The organism is Paracoccus shanxieyensis (genome assembly GCF_009711265.1).
GTDB lineage: Bacteria > Pseudomonadota > Alphaproteobacteria > Rhodobacterales > Rhodobacteraceae > Paracoccus > Paracoccus shanxieyensis.
Genome location: NZ_WMII01000005.1, coordinates 141,594 through 161,865, shown reverse-complemented (window position 1 = coordinate 161,865; position 20,272 = coordinate 141,594). Strand labels below are relative to the sequence as shown.

The window sequence follows — 20,272 nt, the reverse complement described above, 5'->3', positions numbered from 1 at the left end:
TGGGTCTGTAAGCTGGCATGGTCCGCGCCCGCCCGGATCTTCGCGGCAAACCGATGACACGGCCTTAGGCCGAACCCGATGCCGCCCTGCCCGCCGCAGATCTTGCGGCTGTGGCTGGGCGGGGGGCGTGCGGTTCTGTCCGGCCCTGACGCAAACCCCTGCGCTTTGATGGCGGGACCGGCGCGCGGCCGGATCACTCGCCGTCGAAATAGCGGATGCCCTTGACCACAAGATCGGCCAGATTGGACGCGCCCAGCTTGTCCTTCAGCACAAGGCTGACATTCGAGACGGTCTTGTAGCTGATGCAGGCCCGGTCGGCGATGTCGCGATAGGACATGCCTTCGGTGATCATGCCCAAAATTTCTTCCTCGCGCCCGGTCAGGCGGGGGGCGTTGGTGCCGGGGCGGGCGACGTTCAGCAGCGCGATCTGCATGGCAAGGCGGGCATCGACATAATTGCCGCCGCGCGCCACCTCGGCAAAGGCATCGCAGATCTCGGACGGGGGGCTGTCCTTGTTGATGACGCCATTCGCGCCCGATGTCAGCGCGCGCCGGGCCAGAACCGGGCTGCGATGCATGGTAAAGACCAGGATCGGCAGATCGGGATCGACACGGCGCAGACGCTCGATCAGGCGGATGCCCGCGATCTTGTTCTTGCCCATGCTGAGGTCGATCACCATCAGATTGGGGCGGGCCTGCCGCCATGCCCGCCACCCCTCGGACGCCGAGGCAGCCGAGGCGATGTCGCAGGACACGCGGCTGCGGATGATGCGGCCCCAGCCCTCGGCCACGACGGGATGGTCGTCGACGATCAGGATCTGCAAGGGCGCGGTGTCATCGGGCGTCAGTTTCAGGGCAGCGGTCATGGCCGGGGCATCCTCAGTTCGGTATGGGTCAGGGTATGGTCGCGCCATGGCGGCAGATAGGTCGCCCCCAGCGCACGCGCGCGATCCTGCATGCCGATCTGGCCGAAGCTGGCCGCCGGGCGCGCGCCATCGGCGCTGCGCTGCGGGCCACGGCCATTGTCGGTCACGCGCGCCACAAGCTGCGCGGGATCGTCCGGCTGCGGCTCAAGGCTGACGCGGATCAGCGTGGCCTGCCCGTGGCGCATGGCGTTCAGCACGCTTTCGCGCACGAAACGATAGATCGACAACTCGGCCAGCTCTCCGGGGCTGTGGCCTTCGGCGGCGGGGTCGATGTCAAGGATGATGCGGGTCTGGGACGACACATCGCGAAACCCCGCGACCAGTTCGGCCAGCAGATCGGTCAGGCTGGCTTCGCCCAGCAGCATCGGGCGCAGATCGTTGATGGCGGTGCGGGCGCTTTTCTGGATCTCGACCGCGTGGCGGGCGATGGCGTCCAGCGTCTCGGCCAGCGCGGCGGGGGAAGCGGGCAGATCGGCGGTCATCGCCTGCGCATGGCTGGCGGCGGCGCGCAGCGCGAAAAGCTGCGGCCCCATCTCATCATGCAGATCCAACGCAATGCGCGAGCGTTCCGCCTCGGAGCTGCCGATCAGGCGCGATTGCAGCAGGTCATTCTCGGCCCGCTCGGCCTGAAGATGCGAGGCCAGCGCGTTCACGCCCGCGGCCAGATCGGCAAACTCGGTCAGCCGGTCGCCGGGCGCGCGCACCGACAGATCGCCCGCCTGCATCTGCGCCATGGCCGCCTGCACCGATTGCAGCCGCCGCCCCAGCAGGCTGGAAAGCCCGACGGCCAGCCCGACCATCGCAAGCCCGGTCAGAAACAGCACCGGCAGGATGACGCTGAAATCGTCCCAGACCTCGGCGATCTCATCGGTGGGATCGGCGGTGATCTGAAACATTCCCAGCACGTTCGGGTAATGCGTGATGGGCACCAGGGCCTGAATGGGCGCGGGCGTCATCAGCGCGGAAAACCAGCGCGGCGGGGCGTCTTCGGCGGCAAGCTGGCCATTGGCGCGGTGTTGCAGCGGCAGGCCCGCCGGATCAAGGATCCGGGCCGAGACATGGCGCAGCCCGTCGATCTCTTCGGCCAGCCCCGCCGCCTCGGCCATGGTGTCGCGCCCGCCATGGCTGGGCGGCAGGCGGCGCACCACGGATTCATGCGCCAGATGAAAGGCCGAGCCGATTTCGTCCTGCACCGCGTGGCGAGCGTTCAGGATCAGGATGGCCGAGACGATGACGCATAGCGACAGGCTGACCGCCGCGGCGATGCCGATGATGATCCGGCGCATCGGCAGGGTGCCCAGCCGGGGCGCCGCACGGCCCATCGTGGCAAAAACGGTGCTGTCGCTTTGCGCGCTCATCCGCTGTCCCCCAAGGCGGCGGACATCGCCGTTGCGTGATCCGCGCCGCCCGCGCGCAGCACGCGGTATTGCTGGGCGACCGGCCCCAGACTGCGTTCCGGCAGGCCCTCGCGCGGCAGCAGGTCGCGCATCATCCGCTCCAGCGGCGTGTCGGGATATTCGCGCGAAAGTTGCAGGACGCGGTTTGCGATCATGCGCGGGCTTTCGCGGTATTGCGCGGCCAGATCCGCAAGCTGCGCGGCCAGGGGCGCAGGCGGCAATCCGGTCTCCTCGGCCAGAAAGGTTTCGGGCGCACGGGGGTCGCCGACCTCCAGCCAATGCGCCTCCGGCGCGGGGGCTACCTGCGCGTCCGTATCCGAGGGGATGGTCTGGTCCTCTTCCTCATAGCATGCGGATAGCGCAAGCAAAATCGCCGCGCTGACCGCGTATCGCCCAAGGGCGACGCATGGGCGGAATCGCATCCTGCCAGCCCCCCTTTTGCTGCGCTGCAGTGATTCGCCGCACGCGCTTCCTCTGGCGACCAGACTATGCCCGCCTTTGGTATGGAACAACCGCAACGCGCTGCGACGTTGGTCTGGCACTTGCGGAAAACAGGGGGGCGATCCCCTGCCCGGCACAGGGAAAATCCCCCGGAAAAGTCGGGATGCACACCCCGCAGACAAGGCCGCTGGCCGGATGCCTAATCAATCTTGCGGCGGTCAGGGAGTGGAGGCCCGGACCCGCCACCGGATGTGACCGCCGATGCCGCAGCTGCATCGGGCGGTCCGCACCAGACAGCGAGAGGGAGCGAGATCGCTATGATAAGCAACACCCCCAAGGCAAGGGGCGCGTCGGGCCTTGCGATGGCCGTCGCACTGGGCTTTGCCGTCCTGACACCTGCGCCGGCGACTGCCAATGAGCAATTGGTCGAGATGGCGAAAGACCCCGCGAACTGGGTCATGACCGGGCGCGACTACAACGCGCAGAACTATTCCGAGATGACCGACATCAACAAGGAAAACGTCAGGCAGTTGCGCCCGGCATGGTCATTCTCGACCGGGGTGCTGCATGGGCATGAAGGCACGCCGCTGGTCGTGGGCGACCGGATGTTCGTGCATTCGCCCTTTCCCAACACGACCTTTGCGCTGGATCTGAACGAGCCGGGCAAGATTGTCTGGATGAACAAGCCCAAGCAGAACCCCACCGCGCGGACGGTGGCCTGCTGCGACGTGGTGAACCGGGGTCTGGCCTATTGGCCGGGCGACGGCGATGTCAAACCGCTGATCTTCCGCACCCAGCTTGACGGCCATATCGTCGCCATGGATGCCGAGACCGGCGAGACGCGCTGGATCATGGAAAACTCGGACATCAAGGTCGGCTCGACCCTGACCATCGCGCCCTATGTCATCAAGGACATGGTGCTGGTCGGATCGTCGGGCGCGGAACTGGGCGTGCGCGGCTATGTCACCGCCTATGACGTGAAATCCGGCGAGATGCGCTGGCGCGCCTTTGCCACCGGCCCGGACGAGGAGCTGCTGCTGGCCGAGGATTTCAACGCCCCGAACCCGCATTACGGCCAGAAGAACCTTGGCACCGAAACCTGGGAAGGCGACGCCTGGAAGATCGGCGGCGGCACCAACTGGGGCTGGTATGCCTATGACCCGGACGAAGACCTGTTCTATTACGGCTCGGGCAACCCGGCGCCGTGGAACGAGACCATGCGTCCGGGCGACAACAAATGGACCATGGCGATCTGGGGCCGCGAGGCGACCACGGGTCAGGCCAAATTCGCCTATCAGAAGACGCCGCATGACGAATGGGACTATGCCGGCGTCAACGTGATGATGCTGTCCGAACAAGAGGACAAGCAGGGTCAGATGCGCAAGATGCTGACCCATCCCGACCGCAACGGCATCGTCTATACGCTGGACCGGACCAATGGCGACCTGATTTCAGCCGACAAGATGGACGACACGGTGAACTGGGTCAAAGAGGTGCAGCTGGATACCGGCCTGCCCGTCCGCGACCCGGAATTCGGCACGCGCATGGACCACAAGGCGCGCGACATCTGCCCCTCGGCCATGGGCTATCACAATCAGGGCCATGACAGCTATGACCCGGAACGCAAGCTGTTCATGCTGGGCATCAACCATATCTGCATGGATTGGGAGCCCTTCATGCTGCCCTATCGCGCGGGCCAGTTCTTCGTGGGCGCGACGCTGACCATGTATCCGGGACCCAAGGGCGACCGGCAGAACGCGCTGGGTCTGGGCCAGATCAAGGCCTATGACGCCATCACCGGCGAAATGAAATGGGACAAGATGGAGCGGTTCGCCGTCTGGGGCGGCACCATGGCCACGGCGGGCGGGCTGACCTTCTATGGCACGCTGGACGGCTTCATCAAGGCGCGTGACAGCGACACGGGCGACCTGCTGTGGAAGTTCAAGCTGCCCTCGGGCGTGATCGGCCATCCGATGACCTACAAGCATGACGGACGCCAATATGTCGCGATCATGTATGGCGTCGGCGGCTGGCCGGGCGTGGGTCTGGTCTTTGACCTTGCCGATCCGACGGCTGGTCTGGGCTCGGTGGGCGCGTTCAAGCGGCTGCAGGAATATACCCAGATGGGCGGCGGCGTCATGGTCTTCTCGATCGACGGCGACGGGCCTTATTCCGACCCGATGGTGGGCGAATACGTGTCGGGTGAACCCACCTGACATGTCCCGGCTGGCCCGTCCTTCCCTGTGGGCCAGCCGATTTCCCCTTTCATTCCGGAGACGACCGATGAGCAAGCAAATGCTGACTGCGGGGATTGCGGCCCTGACCCTTGCCGCGCCCGCACTGGCCGACACGCAGACGCTGCGGGTCTGTGCATCCACCAAGGACGCGCCCTATTCCGACAAGGATGGCGGCGGGTTTGAAAACAAGATCGCGCAGGTGCTGGCCGATGAGATGGGCGCCACGCTGGATCTGGTGATGATCGACCGCGAGGCGATCTATCTGGTCCGCGACGGCATCGACAAGGATCTGTGCGACGTGCTGGTGGGCGTCGATGCGGGCGACCAGCGGCTGCTGACCAGCGAACCGTATTACCGCTCGGGCTATGCCTTCGTCACGCAGCAGTCGCGCGATTTCACCGGCGACACATGGCAGGCCGTGGATCAGGACGGCTTCAACACCTTTTCCTATCGCCTGCATTCGCCCGCCGAAACCATCCTGAAATATACCGGGCGCTATGAATACAATCTGATCTATCAGGCCTCGCTGACGAATTTCGAGGACCGGCGCAACAAATACACCCAGGTCGAGGCCAGCCGTGTCGTGGCCGAGGTCGCGGGCGGCGGCGCGGATCTGGCGATCATCTTCGCCCCCGAAGCCGCGCGGTATGTGCGCGACGCGCGTGAGCCGCTGCGCATGACGCTGATCACCAATGAAATCGAACGCTCGGACGGGGTGATCATCCCGCTGCAATATTCGCAATCCGTGGGGGTGTCGAACGCCCATCCCGACCTGCTGGCGCCGATCAATGCGGCGCTGACCTCGGGCCGGGCCAAGATCGACGCCATCCTGACCGAGGAAGGCATCCCCCTGCTGCCGCTAAGCTGAAGGAAGTCTGATGACGAAGCCCAAGATCCTTGCCGCATTGGCGCTGGCGACACTTGTCCCGGTCGCGGCAATGGCAGCCCCGCAATTCTTCAACATCATCGACGGCTCGCCGCTGAATTTCGACGACGCCATGGAGGAAGGCCGCGACACCGAGGCCGTCAAGCACTTCATGGACACCGGCGAGAACATCTATAACGAAAACCCCGAGATCATGCCCGAGGCCGAAGAGCTTTACGCCGGGATGTGTTCGGGCTGTCATGGCCATTACGCCGAAGGCAAGATCGGTCCCGGCCTGAATGACAGCTATTGGACCTATCCCAGCAACGAAGATGATGTCGGCCTGTTCTCAACGCTTTACGGCGGGGCGACCGGGCAGATGGGGCCGATGTGGGGCAGTCTGACACTGGATGAGATGCTGATGACCATGGCTTGGGTCCGGCATCTTTACACCGGCGATCCCAAGGATGCGGTCTGGCTGACCGACGAACAGAAAGCCACGTTCAAACCCTTCCAGCCCAAGGGCTCGGGTGACGACGACCAATCCTGAACCATATGCAAGGAGGAACCCATGAAACGCCTTTTCCTGACGATCGCCGCCATGGCGCTGGCCGCTCCGGCGCTGGCCTATGACGGCACGAACTGCAAAGCCCCCGGCAATTGCTGGGAGCCGAAGCCGGATTATCCCGAACGGGTCGAAGGCTCGAAATACGATCCGCAGCATGACCCGGCGGAACTGTCGAAGCAGGGGGAATCCCTTGCCGTCATGGACGCGCGCAATGCGTGGCGGGTCTGGAACATGAAAAAGACCGGCAGCTTTGAATATGACGTGAAAAAGATCGACGGCTACGACGAAACCACGGCACCGCCCGCCGAATAAGGCGGGCGCGCGCGGCGCATGCTTGGCGGGCCATGCGCCGCGCGGCTTTCGGGACGGATCATGGACAACACTCTGACGGACTGGCGCGCGCGTCTGCGCGATGCCGAGGCGGCACTGAACGACGTGGTGCTGGGCCAGCAGCGGACTATCCGCCTGCTGCTGATTTCGGTTCTGTGCCGGGGCCATGTGCTGCTGGCGGGCGATGTCGGCACCGGCAAGACCACGCTGCTGCGCGCCGTGGCCCGCGTGCTGGGCGGCCCCTATGCGCGGATCGAGGGCACGGTGGATCTGCTGCCGACCGACCTGATCTATTCGGCCCATATCGCCGAAGACGGTCGCCCGCGCATCGACCCCGGCCCGGTGCTGGAACAGGGCGAGGATCTGGCGGTCTTCTTCTTCAACGAAATCAACCGTGCGCGGCCTCAGGTCCATGCGCTGCTGCTGCGGCTGATGGCGGAACGCAGCCTGACCGCGTTCCGGCGCGACTGGCATTTCCCGTATCTTCAGGTCTTTGCCGACCGCAACCAGATCGAACGCGATGAGACGTTCGAGCTGCCCGCCGCCGCCCGCGATCGCTTCCTGATGGAGATCGCGGTGGACGCGCCCGCCGATATGGACGACCGCGTGGCGCTGGCCTTTGATCCGCGTTTTCACGACACGACGGCGCTGATTGCGGGGATCGCACCGCTGCTGCCCTATCGCGCGCTTGGCGATCTGGCGGCGCAAATCCAGTCCACGCATACCAGCCCGACGCTGCAACGCTATGTCTTTGATCTGTGTCAGGCGCTGCGCGATCCCCGCGCGCTGACCGTCGAGGGCGCCGACACCTCGCGCCTGATCCGGGGCGGCGTCAGCCCGCGCGGCATGCAATATCTGGTCCGCGCCGCCCGCGCCTGCGCATGGGCCGAAGGGCGCGACGCCGTTCTGCCGCAGGATGTGCGCGCCGTGCTGGCCCCGGTCATGGCGCATCGCATCTTTCTGTCGCCCGCCTATGAGCCGCGCCGGGACGTGCTGATCCCCGCCCTGATCGAGGCGGCCTTTGCCAAGATCCCGGTTCCCGCCGCATGAGCCAGCATCTGCACCTGTTCGACGCCTTGGCATGGCAGCTGTCGCGCCGCCTGCCGGGCGTGCGGACAGGCCAGCACGCTGGCCGGATGCGCGGCACGGGCGAGGAATTCGCCGATATCGCCCCGCTTCTGGCCCATCCCGATCCGCGGCGGCTGGATCTGCGCCGCGCGATCACCGATCCCTTCGGCACGCTGTATGTGCGCCGGTTCCAGACCCGGACCGACCTGCGGCTGCATCTGTGTCTGGACGCCTCGGCCTCGTTGGGGGTGGTGGCGGGGGCGGACCGGCTGGGGCTGGCGCGGCTGCTGATGGCGGGCTTTGCGCAGGCGGCGCGGCGCGGGCGCGATCTGTTTTCGCTGACCGTCTGCGCGGGCGACCGGGTGCTGCACGAACAGGTCCCGACGCGCCGCGATCTGGCGACCGAACTGCTGGAACTGCCGCTGCAACCGTCGGGGCGCGGCGCGGCGGCGCTGATGGCACAGGATCTGCCGCAGGACCGCATCCTTGTCGTCCTGATCTCGGATTTCGAGCTTGCCACGGATGAGCTTGCCCTGCTACTGGCCGCCCTGCGCCCGCGCCCCGTCCTGCCGATCTGGTTGCGCGACAGCGGGCTGGAAACCCCGCCCGCCCGGCTGGGACTGGCGCAGGTTCTGGACCCCGAAACCGGCCGCGGCCGCACGGTGCTGACCAGCCGCGCATGGGCCGAGGCGCAAAGCCGCGCCGCCCGCGCCCGCCACAAGACCCTGTTGCGGGTCTTTGCCGAATACGGGCTGGCCCCGGTCCAGATCACCGACAGCATCGACGTGGCCGACCTTGCCGCCGCTCTGGCCGAGGCGCCGCTATGAAATGGCTGGCGCTGATCCTGCTGCCGCTGCCCGCCATGGCGCAACAGGTGCAGAACCCGCGCCCCTATGGCTGGTGGCTGGGGGATGAACTGGTCCAGACCATCCGCGTTCCGGGGGCGGTCGATCCGGCCTCGCTGCCTCGGCCCCGTGCGGTGGATTACTGGCTGGACCTGCGCGACATCTCGCGCCGCGATGTTCCCGGCGGCACGGAAATCACCCTGCGCTGGCAGAATTTCTATTCCGCGCTGGAGCCGCGCGAACAGCAGGTGCCGCCATCGCGCATCCGGCTGAGCGATGGCACGGCGCTGGACCTGCCGGGGTTTCGCTTCGTGACCTCGCCCATCCGGCCGATCCTTGCGCCCTCGACCGTGGATCAGTTGCAGCCGGACCCGCCCTTTCACCTGATCGACCCGACCCCTGCGCGGCTGCGGCTGGCGGCTGCGGTCTTGGCACTGATCGCAGGGGCGCTGGCGCTGGCATGGCATCAGGCGTGGTTTCCGTTCCGCCGCCGCCCCGCGCGTCCCTTTGCCCGCGCCGCGCGCCAGATCGCCCGCCTGCCCGACGCGCAGGCCCGACCCCTGCTGCACCATGCCCTTGACCAAAGCTTCGGCCGCGTGCTGATCGGGGCCGAGCTTGACCGCTTCCTGACCGCCGCCCCGCATTTCGCTCCGCTGGGCGCGCAGCTGCGCGGCTTTTTCGCGGCCTCGGATGCGGCATATTTCGGCGCGGGCGCGCAGGCCCCGCAGGACATTCCCCGGCTGGCCCGCGACCTTGCCGCGATCGAGCGGGGGCGGCGATGATCGGCTTTGCCTTCCCCCCGGCGCTGTTCGCCCTGCCCTTGGCGCTGCTGCCGCTGCTGATCCACTGGCTGGCAGCATCGGGTGTGCCGCGGCTGGATCTGCGCGGGCCGCAGGGCCGTGCGGTCGGGCCGCTGCTGACCGGACTGGCGATGCTGGCGCTGGCGGCGCTGATCCTTGGGCTGGCGCAGCCCTTTCTGCGCGGCGGCAGCGTCACCTATCGCGGGATCGGCACGAACCTTGTGCTGCTGATCGACCGCTCATCCAGCATGGATGACACGTTCGCCGGACGCTCGCCGCAAGGGGGTGACGAAAGCAAGGCGGCGGCGGCGCGGCGGATCCTGTCGGATTTCATCGCGCGGCGGCCCGATGACCGCATCGGCATCGCGGCATTTTCGACCGCGCCCATGCTGGTGCTGCCAGTCACCGAAAGCCGCAGCGCCATCGCGGGCGCGGTTGCCGCGCTGGCCGAACCGGGACTGTCGCAGACCGATGTGGGGCGCGGCCTGACGCTGGCGATGGAACTGGCACATGAGGCGGCTGACGGATCGCGCGCCGTGGTGCTGGTCAGCGATGGCGCCGCAGTCATCGCCCCCGAGGTGCAGACCGCGCTGCGCAATCTGGCCGCGCGCCAGCAGGTCAACATCTATTGGCTTTATCTGCGCACCAAGGGCGCGAAAAGCATCTTTGAACAGCCGCAGCCCGGCCAGCCCGACACGCCGCATCTGCGCCCCGAACGGCATCTGCATCTGTTCCTGCAAAGCCTGCGCCTGCCCTATCAGGCCTATGAGGCCGACAGCCCCGGCGCGGTTCAGGCCGCCGTGGATGACATCGGCCGCATGGAGTCCCGCCCGATCCTGACCCGGCGCCCGGTCCCGCGCCGGGATCTGGGCTGGCTGTGCTGGCTGCTGGCGGCACTTGGCTGCGCCGCGCTGGCCGCCGCGCGCGCCTTGGAACGCCGCTATGCGCCCCGCGCGCCCGCGCCGCTGCTGGTGAGCGCATGATAAGACGGGCGGTCTTTCCCCTGCTGTGCCTGTGGGTTGCGCTGGCCTTGGCCGCGACCGTCTGGGCGGGGCTGCTGGTCTGGGGCGCGGCCCGCGACAACCGGGCCATTCGCGACCTTGCCGGGGGGCGCGACGTGGTGCTGCGCGATGGCGCTGACCCCCGCGCCGTCCATGCCCGCGCGTTGTATCTGGCGCTGCGCGACCGGCCGCAGGATGCCGAGGCCATGGCCCCGGCGCTGGCCGGTGCCGCGCCGGGGCTGCAATCCGAATACCATTACGCGCTTGGCAATGCCCGGATGCGCATGGGCTTTGACCGGATCGAGCGCAACCGTATCGACGAAGCCACGGCGCTGATCAATCTGGCCAAGGCCTCGTATCGACAGGCGCTGCGGGCATGGCCCGGACATTACGATGCCAAGGTCAATCTGGATCTGGCGATGCGGCTGGTGCGCGACATGCCGCGCGAAGGTCAGGATGGCGACAAAGACCCCGACACGCAGCCGCGCCGCCTGTGGACCGACCTGCCCGGATTGCCGCGGGGCGCGCCATGACGCTGACCCGCGCCATTCTGCCCGGGCTTGCCGCCGCGCTGGCGCTGGCCGCCGCCGCCAGCCCGGCGATGCAGGGCCAGCGCGATCTGCGCGATGTGCTGATCGTCGTGGACATCACGCGGTCGATGAATGTGCGCGACATGAATGGCGTGTCGCGGCTGGATGCGGCGCGCGGCCTGCTGACGCGCTGGATCGCCAGCCAGCCCTGCGGCACGCGCGTGGGCCTTGGCTTTTTCACCGAACGCCGCAGCCTGACGCTGATCGCCCCGGTCGAGATCTGCGCCGATTACGCCGCGCTGACCGAGACGCTGGCCGGTCTGGACTGGCGCATGGCATGGGAAGGCGACAGCATGATCTCGAAGGGGCTGAACCATGCGCTGACCCGCGCCCGCGATCTGGATGCGGCGCTGGTCTTTGTGACCGACGGGCAAGAGGCGCCGCCGCTGCCCTATTCCGGCCCCGACCCATGGCACGAGGACAGCCCCGGCGGCGTGATCCTTGGGGCCGGCGGCGATACCCCCGCGCCGATCCCGAAATTCGACGATCTGGGCCGCGAAACCGGGTTTTACGGGGCCGAGGACGTGCAGCACGCCCCGGCGCGCATTGGCGCTCCGCCGACGGATGCAGCGGACCGCCCCGGCTATCACCCGCGCAACAACCCCTATGGCGAGGCGGATCTGGACGGGACCGAACATCTGTCGGCGCTGCGGGCGGATTACCTGACCGGGCTTGCCGCCGAACGCGGCATGGGCTTTGCGCGCCTGTCGGACGGGCCTGCGGCGTTGCAGGCGGCGCTGGCCACCCATGCCGATGCGCGGCAGGTCACCACACGGCGCAGCCTGTCGCCGGTCCTTGGCGCGCTGGCGCTGGCCGCGCTGCTGGCCGCGCTGCTGGCCACCCCATTCACTGCAAGGAAGGAGACCCCATGATGAACCGCAGAACGCTTTTTGCCGCAGCCATCGCCGCGCTGGTGGCGACCCCGCTGATGGCGCATGGCCCCACGCCGCAGCAATTGTCGCGCAGCGTCAGCGTGGCCGCGCCCGCCGACAAGGTCTGGGCGGTGCTGGCCGATCCCGCAGCCATCGCCGCCTGGCAGCCCGCCATCGCCAAGGCGGAGATGGAGGGCGATGGCGCGGGCGCGAAACGTCTGATGACCTTCAAATCCGGCGGCACGCTGACCGATGGCATCGACGATATCAGCGCCGAAAAGATGATGATCCGCTGGCGGCTGTCGAAAGAGGACATCAACGTCTTCCCGGTCAGCTTCTATACCAACAGCATCACCGTGACCCCTGAAGGGGACGGAGCCAGCGTGACGTGGCAGGCCAGCTTCTTTCGAGCCGACACCACCAATGAACCGCCCGAGGCGTTCAGCGATCAGGCCGCCGTCACGGCCATGGAAACCTATGTCGATGAGGGGCTTTCCGGCATCAAGGCCGCCGCCGAAAGCGGCAGCTAATCCCCGGCTGGCAAGGTGTCCCGAAACCGCCGCACCGTCGCCTCGATGACCTGCCCGGCCATCGAGCGGCTGGGGATATAGACGTGAAAGACGTGATCGCCGCCCTGGATCACCAGCGCCCGCTTGTCCACGCCCGCCGCTGCGGCCATCAGCGCGGGCGTGTATCTGCGATAGGGATCGTCGCTGCCGTTCACCGTCATGAACGGCCCGGAATAGCGCGCCAGCGCCGCCAGCAGGTCGTGCCGGGCCAGACTGTCAAAGAAATCCGCCTGCAGCGCCATGGTGCGCCAGCCCAGATCGACCCCGACGATGCCGTCCTGCGCGGCAAGATCAAAGACCCGCGGCCCCATGCTGTCCAGCATGTCCGCCCGGTAATCCCCGACCGGCGCCCAGACCACCAGCGAACGGATGGCATCAGGCCGCGCCGCCGCCAGTTCGATCGCGGCCCCGGCGCCAAAGGAAAAGCCCATGGCGCCGATGCGCGCCGGGTCGATCCCGTCCTGCGCCGAAAGCGCCCGCAGCGCGATCTGGGCATCGTCGTTCTGCCGCTCGATCGTATGGGCTCCGGTATCGCCGTCGGATTTGCCAAAACCCCGAAAGTCGATCCGCAGCGACGCGATGCCCTGCCGCGACATCTGGCGCGCTGTGTCGGCAAAGATCAGCCCGACCTCGTCCCGGCTGGAGCCCAGACCGTGAAACATCAGAACGGCGGGAAACGGTCCCGGCCCCTGCGGCAGTTCAAGCGTGGCGTGAATGCCGCGATCCAACACCAGCGCCAGTTCCTCGGCCTGCGCGGGCAAGCACAGCGCCGCCGACAGCAGCAGGGCTTTGACGGGAATATCCATGCAGCCAGCATCGGTTGGCCGCGCGGGCGGGCGCAACTGCGGATGCGGCGTCCTGGTCCATAAGTCGCTGCCTTATGGGCGCGGATCGGTGGTCAGGCCGCGCAGATGCAGGACCGGCCCGTCGGGGGATTGGGTCAGGCTGCCGGTCACGCCGAAATAATCGGCCAGATGGCGCGGCGTCAGCACGGCAGGCGGCGGGCCATCGGCCACGATCCGGCCCTGATGCAGCAGCACCAGCCGGGTGCAATGCTGCGCGGCCAGCCCAAGATCATGCAGCGACACGATGACGCCGCGACCCTGACCCGCCAGACGGCGCAGCAGCCGCATGGTGGCGATCTGGGCCGCAGGATCCAGCCCGGCAATGGGTTCGTCCGCGATCAGCAGCGGCGTGTCCTGCGCCATGGCCCGCGCCAGCAGGGCACGCGCCTGTTCGCCCCCCGACAGCGATGTGGCGTCCCGGTGACGCAGCGCCTGCAGATCCAGCGCGGCAATGGCGGTCTCGACCGCCGCATCACCGGCCGATCCGGGCTGCAAGGCGCGGCCAAGGGCGATCAGCACCTGAACCTGCATGGGCCAGGCGATCTCGCGGCCTTGCGGCATGAAGGCGCAGGCGCGGGCGCGCTTCGCGATGGGCAGGGCCGCCAGCGAACTGTAGCCCTGCGCCGGGATCAGACCCTGCGCCGCGCGCAGCAGCGTGGTCTTGCCCGCGCCGTTCGGACCGATCAGCCCGACACATTCGCCCGCAGCCACCTTAAGATCGCAGCCCGACAGCCGACCCGGCACGCGCAAACCCTGAAGCGTCAGCAATGTCACAGCCCCTGCCTCCGCGTCTTCAGGATCAGGTGCAGAAAGAACGGCGCGCCGATCAGCGCGGTCAGCACCCCCAGTTTCAGATCACGCGCGGGCAGGATCAGCCGCACGGCAATGTCTGCCGCCAGCACCATCGCCGCCCCCCCCAACCCCGAGGCCAGCAGCAACCGCGAGGGGCGCGCGCCGACCGCCCGGCGCAGCATATGCGGCACGACCAGCCCGACAAAACCGATGGCGCCTGCCACCGCCGTTGCGCCCCCGACCAACGCCGCCACACCCGCGACCAGCAGCCAGCGCAGCCGCGCCAGATCGACGCCGCTGCTGGCCGCCGCGTCCTCGCCCAGCGTCAGCGCGTCCAGCGCCGGGCCGGTGCGCGACACAAGCGCCAGCCCCGCCAGCACGAAGGGCGCGGCGATCCAGACATGCAGCATCGACCGGTCGGCCAGCGAGCCCAGCATCCAGAACACGATCTCATTCACCGCAAAGGGGTTTGGCGACAGGTTCAGCACCAGCGATGTCCCGGCTCCGGCCAGCGCGGACATCGCGATGCCCGACAGGATCAGCGCCAGCGCGCCGCCCCTTGGCCCCGCCAGCAGCATCACCGCCGCGACCGAGACCAGCGCACCCGCCAGCGCCGCCAGCGGCAAGGCCAGCGCGAACGCCGCCGAGATGCCGGTATGGATGGCCAGCACCGCACCAAGCGCCGCCGCACCGCTGGTGCCGATCAGCCCCGGCTCGGCCAGCGGGTTGCGCAGAAAGCCCTGAAGCGCCGCACCTGACGCGCCAAGCGCCGCGCCGACCATCAGTCCCAGCAGCGCGCGCGGCAGCCGGATTTCCCGCATGACCAGCCCCAGCACGTCATCGCCCGTCAGCGCCGCCAGACTGCGCAGCGGGCCGATTCCGGTCGGGCCGATCAGCAGCGAGGCCATGAACAGCCCCGCCACCAGCAGCGCCAGAACCCCGATCAGCAGGCGATATCGCGTCATGGCCGCGCCTGTCGCAGCGCGGCGATGGTGCGCAGCACATGGGGCGTGCCGCAGACCCAATCGGGATCGGACATGGTGACGACGGGCACCTGCGCCATCAGCGCGCGCAGCGCGGGGTGATCCAAAGGCTCCTCGGCCCGGGAATGGCCGGGATAGCGGCGACCCAGGATCAGCAGGTCGGGGCGCGACATCAGCAGCACCTCCAGCGGGATATGCCCGCCTTGGCTCAGCCCCAGCTCGTCGGCGATATTGTCGAACCCCGCCTGCGCCACGATCTGACCGGCAAGGCTGGCGCTGCCCGAGCTATAGCCGTTCGCGGCATAGATCGCCGCGCGGGGACGGGGACCGGCGGGCGGGCTGCCAAGGCCCGCGTCGAAATCCGCGATCATCCGCTGCGCCTGTTCGGCGCGTCCCAGCACCTGCCCCATCCGGCGCAGGTTGTCGCGGATGCCCTGCAGGTCGGTGTCGGGGGCAAAGACCTCGACCCGGATGCCAAGGCGGCGCAGCATCTGCACGGTCGCGGGCGCGGTAAAAGCCCCTGCCAGCACCAGATCGGGGTTCAGCAGAAACACCTGTTCGGCCTGCCCGTCATTGCTGGGCACGTCCCTTGCCTGATCGGCCATGGCCGAGGCCGTGGGATCGCGCGCCAGATCCGACACCGAGATCACCTGCCCCGGCGCCGCCAGCAACAAGGCCAACTGGTCGGTGCACAGGTTCACCGACACCACGCGCTGCGGCATGTCGGGCTGGGCCTGCGCCGGCAGGCCAAGTCCGCCCGCGATGCAGGCGGCGCTCAGCCAGCGCCTCACCACCGCGCCTGCAACCCGGCATAGACGGTGCGCCCCTGCGAGGCATAGCCCCAGACATCGGAATAGTCCTGATCGAACAGGTTCACCACCCGCCCGGTCACGCGCAGATTTTCGGTCACGTCATAGCCCGCCGACAAGTTCACGACATTATAGGACGGCAAGGCCGCCGTGGCATAGTCGCCGAAATTGCGGCTGTCGTAATTGCCCGAGACATGACGCAGATCGCCGGTGATCTGGCCCCGCCCGCCCAGAACGGCCAGCGTTGCCGACAGGCCCAGCTCATGCCGGGGGCGGCGGATCTCGACGCTGCCATCGGGGTTTTTCGCGTCCAGATAGGTATAGTTCAGCGCAAGCTGCAGGCTGTCCGTGGCCCGCAGGCGGGCGGTCAGCTCGGCGCCTTGGCGCGGGCTTTCGCCGGACTGGTTTTCATAGGTCGCGCGGCCATCCGGGCTGGAAAAGACATAGCTGATCTCATCCGTCAGGCGTTCGCGGAACCATGTCAGATCGACACTGCCGCGATCGGCGGGCAGTTGATATTCAAGGCCCAGATCGACGCTGCGGTTCTGTTCGGGCTTCAGGCCGGGATTGCCGGCGGTGAAGCTGTCATCGGCGTAAAGTTCGTAATAGGACGGATTGACCAGCCCCGCCCCGGCGCTGGTATGCAGCCGGAAGGGCCGGTCCGGCACCTGCCATGACAGGCCAAGATTCCAGCTGGTGAAGTCGTCAAAGACCTTGTTGTCGTCGTGGCGCAGCCCGGCCTGCACATCCAGCCCGTTTTCCAGCGCGCCGCGATATTCGACCGCGACCGAGGTCATCTGGCGGTCGTAATCCGGGGCGCTGTCATTGCTGTCCTTTTGCCGTTCGACCATCAGATTCAGGATGTGGCGGGCCTCGGTCACCGCGCCGTCCATGCCAAGGCTGGCGCGGTATTTCAGCTTGCGGGTGGTGCCGCGTGCGTAATCGCCGCCGTCATAGGATTGTTTATAGACGCTGTCCTGATATTCCAGCCGGTGCAGCAGCCGCCCGTCCAGCATGGTGTATTCCGCCCAGACGCCGCCCTGAAATTCATGCCGCTTGCCGAAAAGGCCCCGGGTGTCGACGACATATTCATCCGCCGTCGTGGCGTCGATATAGTTCTCGGCGTCGTAGTCATACCGCTCGCGCGACCAGCGCAGGGTGGTGCCCAGCGTCAGATCCTCGGTCGCCTGAACCCAGCCTGACAGGCCCAGCGTGCGGCGGTCCATCCCGTCCTTTTCGCCGCCATCGCCCGACTGATCATAGCCGTGATCGTCGCGCGCCGAGAGGTTCAGCGCCACGCCGCCCCGCGCACCGTTCTGCGTGACATAGGCCGAAGCCGATGCGCCATTCCCCGCCTCGACCGCGCCACCATAGCCAAGGCCCGGCCCGCCCTTGCGCGTGATGATGTTGATGACCCCCGCCGAGGCGTTCGAGCCGTAATAGACCGATTGCGGCCCGCGCAGCACCTCGATCCGGTCGATATTGGCGGTCTCAAGCCCGGATAGGATGTATTCATCGGCCCCGCCCGCCGCCTCGATCCCGTCGATCAGGATCAGGGTGTGGTTCGCCTCGGCGCCGCGGATGCGGATCTGCGTCAGGCTGCTGCCGCTGCTGCTGACCGACACGCCCGGAACGGCGCGCAGCGCGTCCTGCACGGTGGCGATGCCGCGCGCCTGAATGTCCTCGGCGGTCAAGACGGTCGCGGCACGGCCATAGGCATTGCCCGCGATGGGCCCGAAGCCCGCCGACAGGATGACGGGATCAAGCGTGACGGCATCCTGCGCAACAGCTGGCAGGGGGATCAGCGCGGCAAGCGCGACAAGGTGTTTCATGGCCATCTCCGGGTCGCGGGATGCAAGGGCCCGCGGTTGCTGAACATGCCCGCCGGGTGGCAGGCGGATATTTGTTCACCACTGCGGAATGGCCGCTTTCCCGACGCGCCCCGCGCCGGAAATGGGTGAGTGCTGCGGCAGGTCTCCTGACTTGCGGATCGTCGCTTGGACCTGCCTTCCCGGTATCCCAGTGGCGTTTCTGGCCGTCGCTCACCGCCTACAGTTGCGGGGGCAGTCGCGGTATCTGACCGCGTTCCCTTTTCATCCGCGGCTGTCAGACCGCAGAACCGAAGCAGGACTGTGCTTGGCGCACGAAGCCGTGATCTGTCAAGCGGGCATCGCAGCGCGCGCGGACCACCGCCAGACGGCGGCAAAGTGACGGTGCGCCAGAACGGTGCCGCTGACAGGAAACCGTCTTGGAATGGCGGGTATATTCCTGCAAAACCATCGACAGGATATCTGCGGCAATGAGGCAAGGGGCGAAGGTGCGACGGACAAGACCCGCGATCATTGCGATGCTGTGCCTGATGCTGGGCGCCTGTTCCGCCCGCCCCCCGGCCGAGATTCTGGCCCCGACGCCGCCCATGGCACAGACCGTGGCGCAGACCGGCGCGAAAACCGTCAAGGTCTATGCGGTCACGACGCGCAAACGCGATGCGCTGCGGCCCTATGCCTTCGGAGCGGGGCGCGCCAGCGACGTGCAATTCGTGGATTTCGACATCTCGATCCCGGCGACGCATGTCTCCGGCCAGATCCAGTGGCCGGATGACACCCCCGATCCGGCCACGGATTTCGTCACGTTGCGGCAGGCCAATATCGACCGCCGCACCTTTCTGGCGCAGGTGAACGACCGCGATGTCGGCGTGTTCGTCCACGGCTATAACTACAGCTTTCAGGAAGCCGTCTTCCGCGCCGCGCAGATGGGGGCGGATGCGCATCTGGGCGACCGCACGATCCTGTTCTCATGGCCGTCCGAGGCGCAGCTTGCCGCCTATATGGCCGACCGCGATGCCGTCGATTATTCCCGCGATGCGCTGGTCAAGACCCTGACCATGCTGGTCGAGGACCGCCCGGCCGGCGGGCGCGTCAAGCTGCTGGCGCATAGCATGGGCGCACGCCTGACGATGGAGGCGCTGCGTCAACTGCGCCTGCAAGGCCAGTCCCGCATTCTGGACCGGCTGGACGTGATATTGGCCGCGCCCGATATCGACGTGGACGTGTTCCGCCAGCAGGCCGCCGTCATCGGGCCGATGCGCGAACCGATCACCGTGCTGGTGGCATCCGACGACCGTGCGCTGGCGCTGTCGTCGCGGCTGTCGGCGGGCCGCAAGCGCGTGGGGGCGATTGATCTGCGCGATCCACGGGTGCAGCAGGCGGTCAAGCAATCGGGGATGCGGGTGGTCGATATCTCCAGCATTCCGACCGACAGCGCCGCCCACAGCCGCTATGTCGATCTGATCGCGCTTTATCCGCAGCTTGAGGAGTCGGGCCGGATCGAAAACCCCGTTTCCGGCGTGCGTCAGGTGGGTGCCTTCGTCTTCGACTCGGTCGGGCAGACCTTCGATGCCATCGGCGAGGTGCTGTCGGACTGATCCCGGCGCGGGCGGGGCTAGGTCACGACCTGCCGCCCCTCGGCCTTCAGGAAGTCGCGCAACCGCTTAAGCCGCAGGCTGTCCCAGTCGTCCTTGCGCCCAAAGACGTGATATCTGCGCTGGATCGGCCCCAGCGGCTGGTCGATCCGTGTCAGATCGCCATATTGGCGGGCGATATAGTCGGGCAGGATGCACAGCCCCTGCCCCGCGCGCGTCCAGTCCAACTGCATCGCCAGGCTGGAACTTTGCAGCCCCGGCTCATGGCCCGGAAAGAACTGCTGAAAGTAATCCAGCTCGCGCGTCATCACCAGATCCGAGATATAGCCGATGGTCCGGTGCTGGCGCGGATCCGGCATGTCGCCACCACAGGGCTGGCGGTCCAGATAGGCCTCCGAGGCATAAAGGCTGAGCGTATAGTCGAACAGTGGCGCCGAAGCGAAGCCCGCGCTGTCGGGCGCGGCCAGCGCGATGTTCAGATCGCCCTCGGTCCGGGCCATGGCGACATGCTGTTGCAGCACCGTCAACTCGATCCGCAATCTGGGCTGCAGCAACGCGAACCGCCCCAGCGCCGGGCCCAGAAAGACGCTGGCAATGCCTTCCAACGCATTGATCCGCAAGGATCCCTCCAGCCCCTGTTCTGGCAGCAGCGTCTGCAACCCCTGCGACAGCGTGGCCGCCATGTCGCTGGCGGTCTTCAGCAGCGCCTCACCGGCCAGGGTGATGGCATAGCCGCGCGGGTGGCGGTCGAACAGCTGACGGCCCAGCTGCGCCTCAAGCGCGTCCAGCCGCCGGCTGATGGTGGCGTGGTTCAGCCCCAGTTCGGCCGCCGCCCCGGTCAGCGTGCCGCTGCGCGCCAGTTGCAGAAACACCGGCAGATTTTGCCACACCTGATGCTGCATCGCCGCCCCTCT

21 protein-coding genes and 1 riboswitch are annotated in these 20,272 nt (G+C 67.4%); of the genes, 12 read left to right on the top strand and 9 right to left on the bottom strand.

Annotation, left to right across the window (positions count from 1 at the left end):
* Window positions 1-193 precede the first annotated feature (193 nt).
* From GL284_RS07250 to GL284_RS07240, 3 genes are read right to left on the bottom strand one after another with little or no spacing between them, the layout of a single operon-like run.
* A complete protein-coding gene (locus tag GL284_RS07250; RefSeq protein WP_155043923.1) occupies window positions 194-865 on the bottom strand; it encodes a response regulator transcription factor in 672 nt (223 codons plus the stop codon).
* Window positions 862-2,283 (bottom strand): LapD/MoxY N-terminal periplasmic domain-containing protein, encoded by a 1,422-nt coding sequence (locus GL284_RS07245; RefSeq protein ID WP_155043922.1) that lies wholly within the window; start codon window positions 2,281-2,283, stop codon window positions 862-864. The genes GL284_RS07250 and GL284_RS07245 overlap by 4 nt, the downstream gene beginning before the upstream one ends.
* Window positions 2,280-2,744 (bottom strand): protein moxZ, encoded by a 465-nt coding sequence (locus GL284_RS07240; RefSeq protein WP_155043921.1) that lies wholly within the window; start codon window positions 2,742-2,744, stop codon window positions 2,280-2,282. Before GL284_RS07240 ends, GL284_RS07245 begins: the two co-directional genes overlap by 4 nt.
* 336 nt (window positions 2,745-3,080) lie before the next feature.
* Here GL284_RS07240 and GL284_RS07235 point away from each other — a divergent pair, with 336 nt between their 5' ends.
* From GL284_RS07235 to GL284_RS07185, 11 genes are all read left to right on the top strand, one after another.
* Window positions 3,081-4,979: a methanol/ethanol family PQQ-dependent dehydrogenase gene (locus GL284_RS07235; RefSeq protein WP_155043920.1), complete on the top strand. Its 1,899-nt coding sequence runs from the start codon at window positions 3,081-3,083 to the stop codon at window positions 4,977-4,979.
* 67 nt (window positions 4,980-5,046) lie between these two features.
* Window positions 5,047-5,868: a methanol oxidation system protein MoxJ gene (gene moxJ / locus GL284_RS07230; protein ID WP_155043919.1), complete on the top strand. Its 822-nt coding sequence runs from the start codon at window positions 5,047-5,049 to the stop codon at window positions 5,866-5,868.
* Window positions 5,869-5,878: 10 nt separating this feature from the next.
* Window positions 5,879-6,415: a cytochrome c(L), periplasmic gene (gene moxG, locus GL284_RS07225; protein ID WP_155043918.1), complete on the top strand. Its 537-nt coding sequence runs from the start codon at window positions 5,879-5,881 to the stop codon at window positions 6,413-6,415.
* Between the two features lie 21 nt (window positions 6,416-6,436).
* On the top strand, window positions 6,437-6,745 hold the full coding sequence (locus tag GL284_RS07220; RefSeq protein ID WP_155043917.1) for a methanol dehydrogenase [cytochrome c] subunit: 309 nt from the start codon (window positions 6,437-6,439) through the stop codon (window positions 6,743-6,745).
* A gap of 60 nt (window positions 6,746-6,805) precedes the next feature.
* Window positions 6,806-7,813: an AAA family ATPase gene (locus tag GL284_RS07215; protein WP_155043916.1), complete on the top strand. Its 1,008-nt coding sequence runs from the start codon at window positions 6,806-6,808 to the stop codon at window positions 7,811-7,813.
* Complete coding sequence (locus GL284_RS07210; protein WP_155043915.1) at window positions 7,810-8,658, top strand: DUF58 domain-containing protein; 849 nt, start codon at window positions 7,810-7,812, stop codon at window positions 8,656-8,658. The genes GL284_RS07215 and GL284_RS07210 overlap by 4 nt, the downstream gene beginning before the upstream one ends.
* On the top strand, window positions 8,655-9,458 hold the full coding sequence (locus tag GL284_RS07205) for a nonribosomal peptide synthetase MxaA (RefSeq protein ID WP_155043914.1): 804 nt from the start codon (window positions 8,655-8,657) through the stop codon (window positions 9,456-9,458). Before GL284_RS07210 ends, GL284_RS07205 begins: the two co-directional genes overlap by 4 nt.
* Window positions 9,455-10,459: a vWA domain-containing protein gene (locus tag GL284_RS07200; RefSeq protein WP_155043913.1), complete on the top strand. Its 1,005-nt coding sequence runs from the start codon at window positions 9,455-9,457 to the stop codon at window positions 10,457-10,459. Before GL284_RS07205 ends, GL284_RS07200 begins: the two co-directional genes overlap by 4 nt.
* Window positions 10,456-11,010 carry a hypothetical protein gene (locus GL284_RS07195; protein WP_155043912.1) on the top strand — a complete coding sequence of 185 codons (555 nt, stop codon included), beginning with the start codon at window positions 10,456-10,458 and terminating at the stop codon, window positions 11,008-11,010. Before GL284_RS07200 ends, GL284_RS07195 begins: the two co-directional genes overlap by 4 nt.
* Complete coding sequence (locus GL284_RS07190; RefSeq protein WP_155043911.1) at window positions 11,007-11,939, top strand: VWA domain-containing protein; 933 nt, start codon at window positions 11,007-11,009, stop codon at window positions 11,937-11,939. Before GL284_RS07195 ends, GL284_RS07190 begins: the two co-directional genes overlap by 4 nt.
* The gene (locus tag GL284_RS07185; RefSeq protein ID WP_155043910.1) at window positions 11,936-12,469 is read left to right on the top strand and encodes an SRPBCC family protein; all 534 of its coding nucleotides are present in this window, start codon (window positions 11,936-11,938) and stop codon (window positions 12,467-12,469) included. Before GL284_RS07190 ends, GL284_RS07185 begins: the two co-directional genes overlap by 4 nt.
* Here the strand turns inward: GL284_RS07185 and GL284_RS07180 are convergent.
* From GL284_RS07180 to GL284_RS07160, 5 genes are all read right to left on the bottom strand, one after another.
* Complete coding sequence (locus tag GL284_RS07180; protein WP_155043909.1) at window positions 12,466-13,314, bottom strand: alpha/beta hydrolase family protein; 849 nt, start codon at window positions 13,312-13,314, stop codon at window positions 12,466-12,468. The two genes, GL284_RS07185 and GL284_RS07180, sit on opposite strands and share 4 nt — an antisense overlap.
* Window positions 13,315-13,386: 72 nt before the next feature.
* Window positions 13,387-14,127: an ABC transporter ATP-binding protein gene (locus GL284_RS07175; protein WP_341870293.1), complete on the bottom strand. Its 741-nt coding sequence runs from the start codon at window positions 14,125-14,127 to the stop codon at window positions 13,387-13,389.
* Window positions 14,124-15,110, bottom strand: coding sequence for a FecCD family ABC transporter permease (locus tag GL284_RS07170; protein WP_155043908.1), 987 nt, complete (start codon window positions 15,108-15,110; stop codon window positions 14,124-14,126). Before GL284_RS07170 ends, GL284_RS07175 begins: the two co-directional genes overlap by 4 nt.
* The gene (locus GL284_RS07165; protein WP_341870294.1) at window positions 15,107-15,919 is read right to left on the bottom strand and encodes an ABC transporter substrate-binding protein; all 813 of its coding nucleotides are present in this window, start codon (window positions 15,917-15,919) and stop codon (window positions 15,107-15,109) included. Before GL284_RS07165 ends, GL284_RS07170 begins: the two co-directional genes overlap by 4 nt.
* On the bottom strand, window positions 15,916-17,769 hold the full coding sequence (locus GL284_RS07160) for a TonB-dependent receptor plug domain-containing protein (protein WP_230382938.1): 1,854 nt from the start codon (window positions 17,767-17,769) through the stop codon (window positions 15,916-15,918). The genes GL284_RS07165 and GL284_RS07160 overlap by 4 nt, the downstream gene beginning before the upstream one ends.
* Before the next feature lie 119 nt (window positions 17,770-17,888).
* Window positions 17,889-18,076, bottom strand: a riboswitch (cobalamin riboswitch).
* Between the two features lie 178 nt (window positions 18,077-18,254).
* Here GL284_RS07160 and GL284_RS07155 point away from each other — a divergent pair.
* Window positions 18,255-19,361 carry an alpha/beta hydrolase gene (locus GL284_RS07155; protein WP_341870295.1) on the top strand — a complete coding sequence of 369 codons (1,107 nt, stop codon included), beginning with the start codon at window positions 18,255-18,257 and terminating at the stop codon, window positions 19,359-19,361.
* Window positions 19,362-19,378: 17 nt separating this feature from the next.
* Here GL284_RS07155 and GL284_RS07150 read toward each other — a convergent pair whose 3' ends face one another.
* The gene (locus GL284_RS07150; RefSeq protein WP_196216719.1) at window positions 19,379-20,260 is read right to left on the bottom strand and encodes a LysR family transcriptional regulator; all 882 of its coding nucleotides are present in this window, start codon (window positions 20,258-20,260) and stop codon (window positions 19,379-19,381) included.
* Between the last annotated feature and the right edge of the window lie 12 nt (window positions 20,261-20,272).

Bases quoted from the DNA above. Each gene is read 5' to 3' on its own strand.
- GL284_RS07235 (WP_155043920.1), top strand. From the start codon at position 3,081: ATGATAAGCAACACCCCCAAGGCAAGGGGCGCGTCGGGCCTTGCGATG.
- GL284_RS07150 (WP_196216719.1), bottom strand. From the start codon at position 20,260: ATGCAGCATCAGGTGTGGCAAAATCTGCCGGTGTTTCTGCAACTGGCG.
- GL284_RS07170 (WP_155043908.1), bottom strand. From the start codon at position 15,110: ATGACGCGATATCGCCTGCTGATCGGGGTTCTGGCGCTGCTGGTGGCG.
- GL284_RS07195 (WP_155043912.1), top strand. From the start codon at position 10,456: ATGATAAGACGGGCGGTCTTTCCCCTGCTGTGCCTGTGGGTTGCGCTG.
- GL284_RS07205 (WP_155043914.1), top strand. From the start codon at position 8,655: ATGAAATGGCTGGCGCTGATCCTGCTGCCGCTGCCCGCCATGGCGCAA.
- GL284_RS07200 (WP_155043913.1), top strand. From the start codon at position 9,455: ATGATCGGCTTTGCCTTCCCCCCGGCGCTGTTCGCCCTGCCCTTGGCG.
- moxJ (WP_155043919.1), top strand. From the start codon at position 5,047: ATGAGCAAGCAAATGCTGACTGCGGGGATTGCGGCCCTGACCCTTGCC.
- GL284_RS07190 (WP_155043911.1), top strand. From the start codon at position 11,007: ATGACGCTGACCCGCGCCATTCTGCCCGGGCTTGCCGCCGCGCTGGCG.
- GL284_RS07245 (WP_155043922.1), bottom strand. From the start codon at position 2,283: ATGAGCGCGCAAAGCGACAGCACCGTTTTTGCCACGATGGGCCGTGCG.
- GL284_RS07180 (WP_155043909.1), bottom strand. From the start codon at position 13,314: ATGGATATTCCCGTCAAAGCCCTGCTGCTGTCGGCGGCGCTGTGCTTG.
- GL284_RS07250 (WP_155043923.1), bottom strand. From the start codon at position 865: ATGACCGCTGCCCTGAAACTGACGCCCGATGACACCGCGCCCTTGCAG.
- GL284_RS07220 (WP_155043917.1), top strand. From the start codon at position 6,437: ATGAAACGCCTTTTCCTGACGATCGCCGCCATGGCGCTGGCCGCTCCG.
- moxG (WP_155043918.1), top strand. From the start codon at position 5,879: ATGACGAAGCCCAAGATCCTTGCCGCATTGGCGCTGGCGACACTTGTC.
- GL284_RS07160 (WP_230382938.1), bottom strand. From the start codon at position 17,769: ATGAAACACCTTGTCGCGCTTGCCGCGCTGATCCCCCTGCCAGCTGTT.
- GL284_RS07210 (WP_155043915.1), top strand. From the start codon at position 7,810: ATGAGCCAGCATCTGCACCTGTTCGACGCCTTGGCATGGCAGCTGTCG.
- GL284_RS07240 (WP_155043921.1), bottom strand. From the start codon at position 2,744: ATGCGATTCCGCCCATGCGTCGCCCTTGGGCGATACGCGGTCAGCGCG.
- GL284_RS07185 (WP_155043910.1), top strand. From the start codon at position 11,936: ATGATGAACCGCAGAACGCTTTTTGCCGCAGCCATCGCCGCGCTGGTG.
- GL284_RS07215 (WP_155043916.1), top strand. From the start codon at position 6,806: ATGGACAACACTCTGACGGACTGGCGCGCGCGTCTGCGCGATGCCGAG.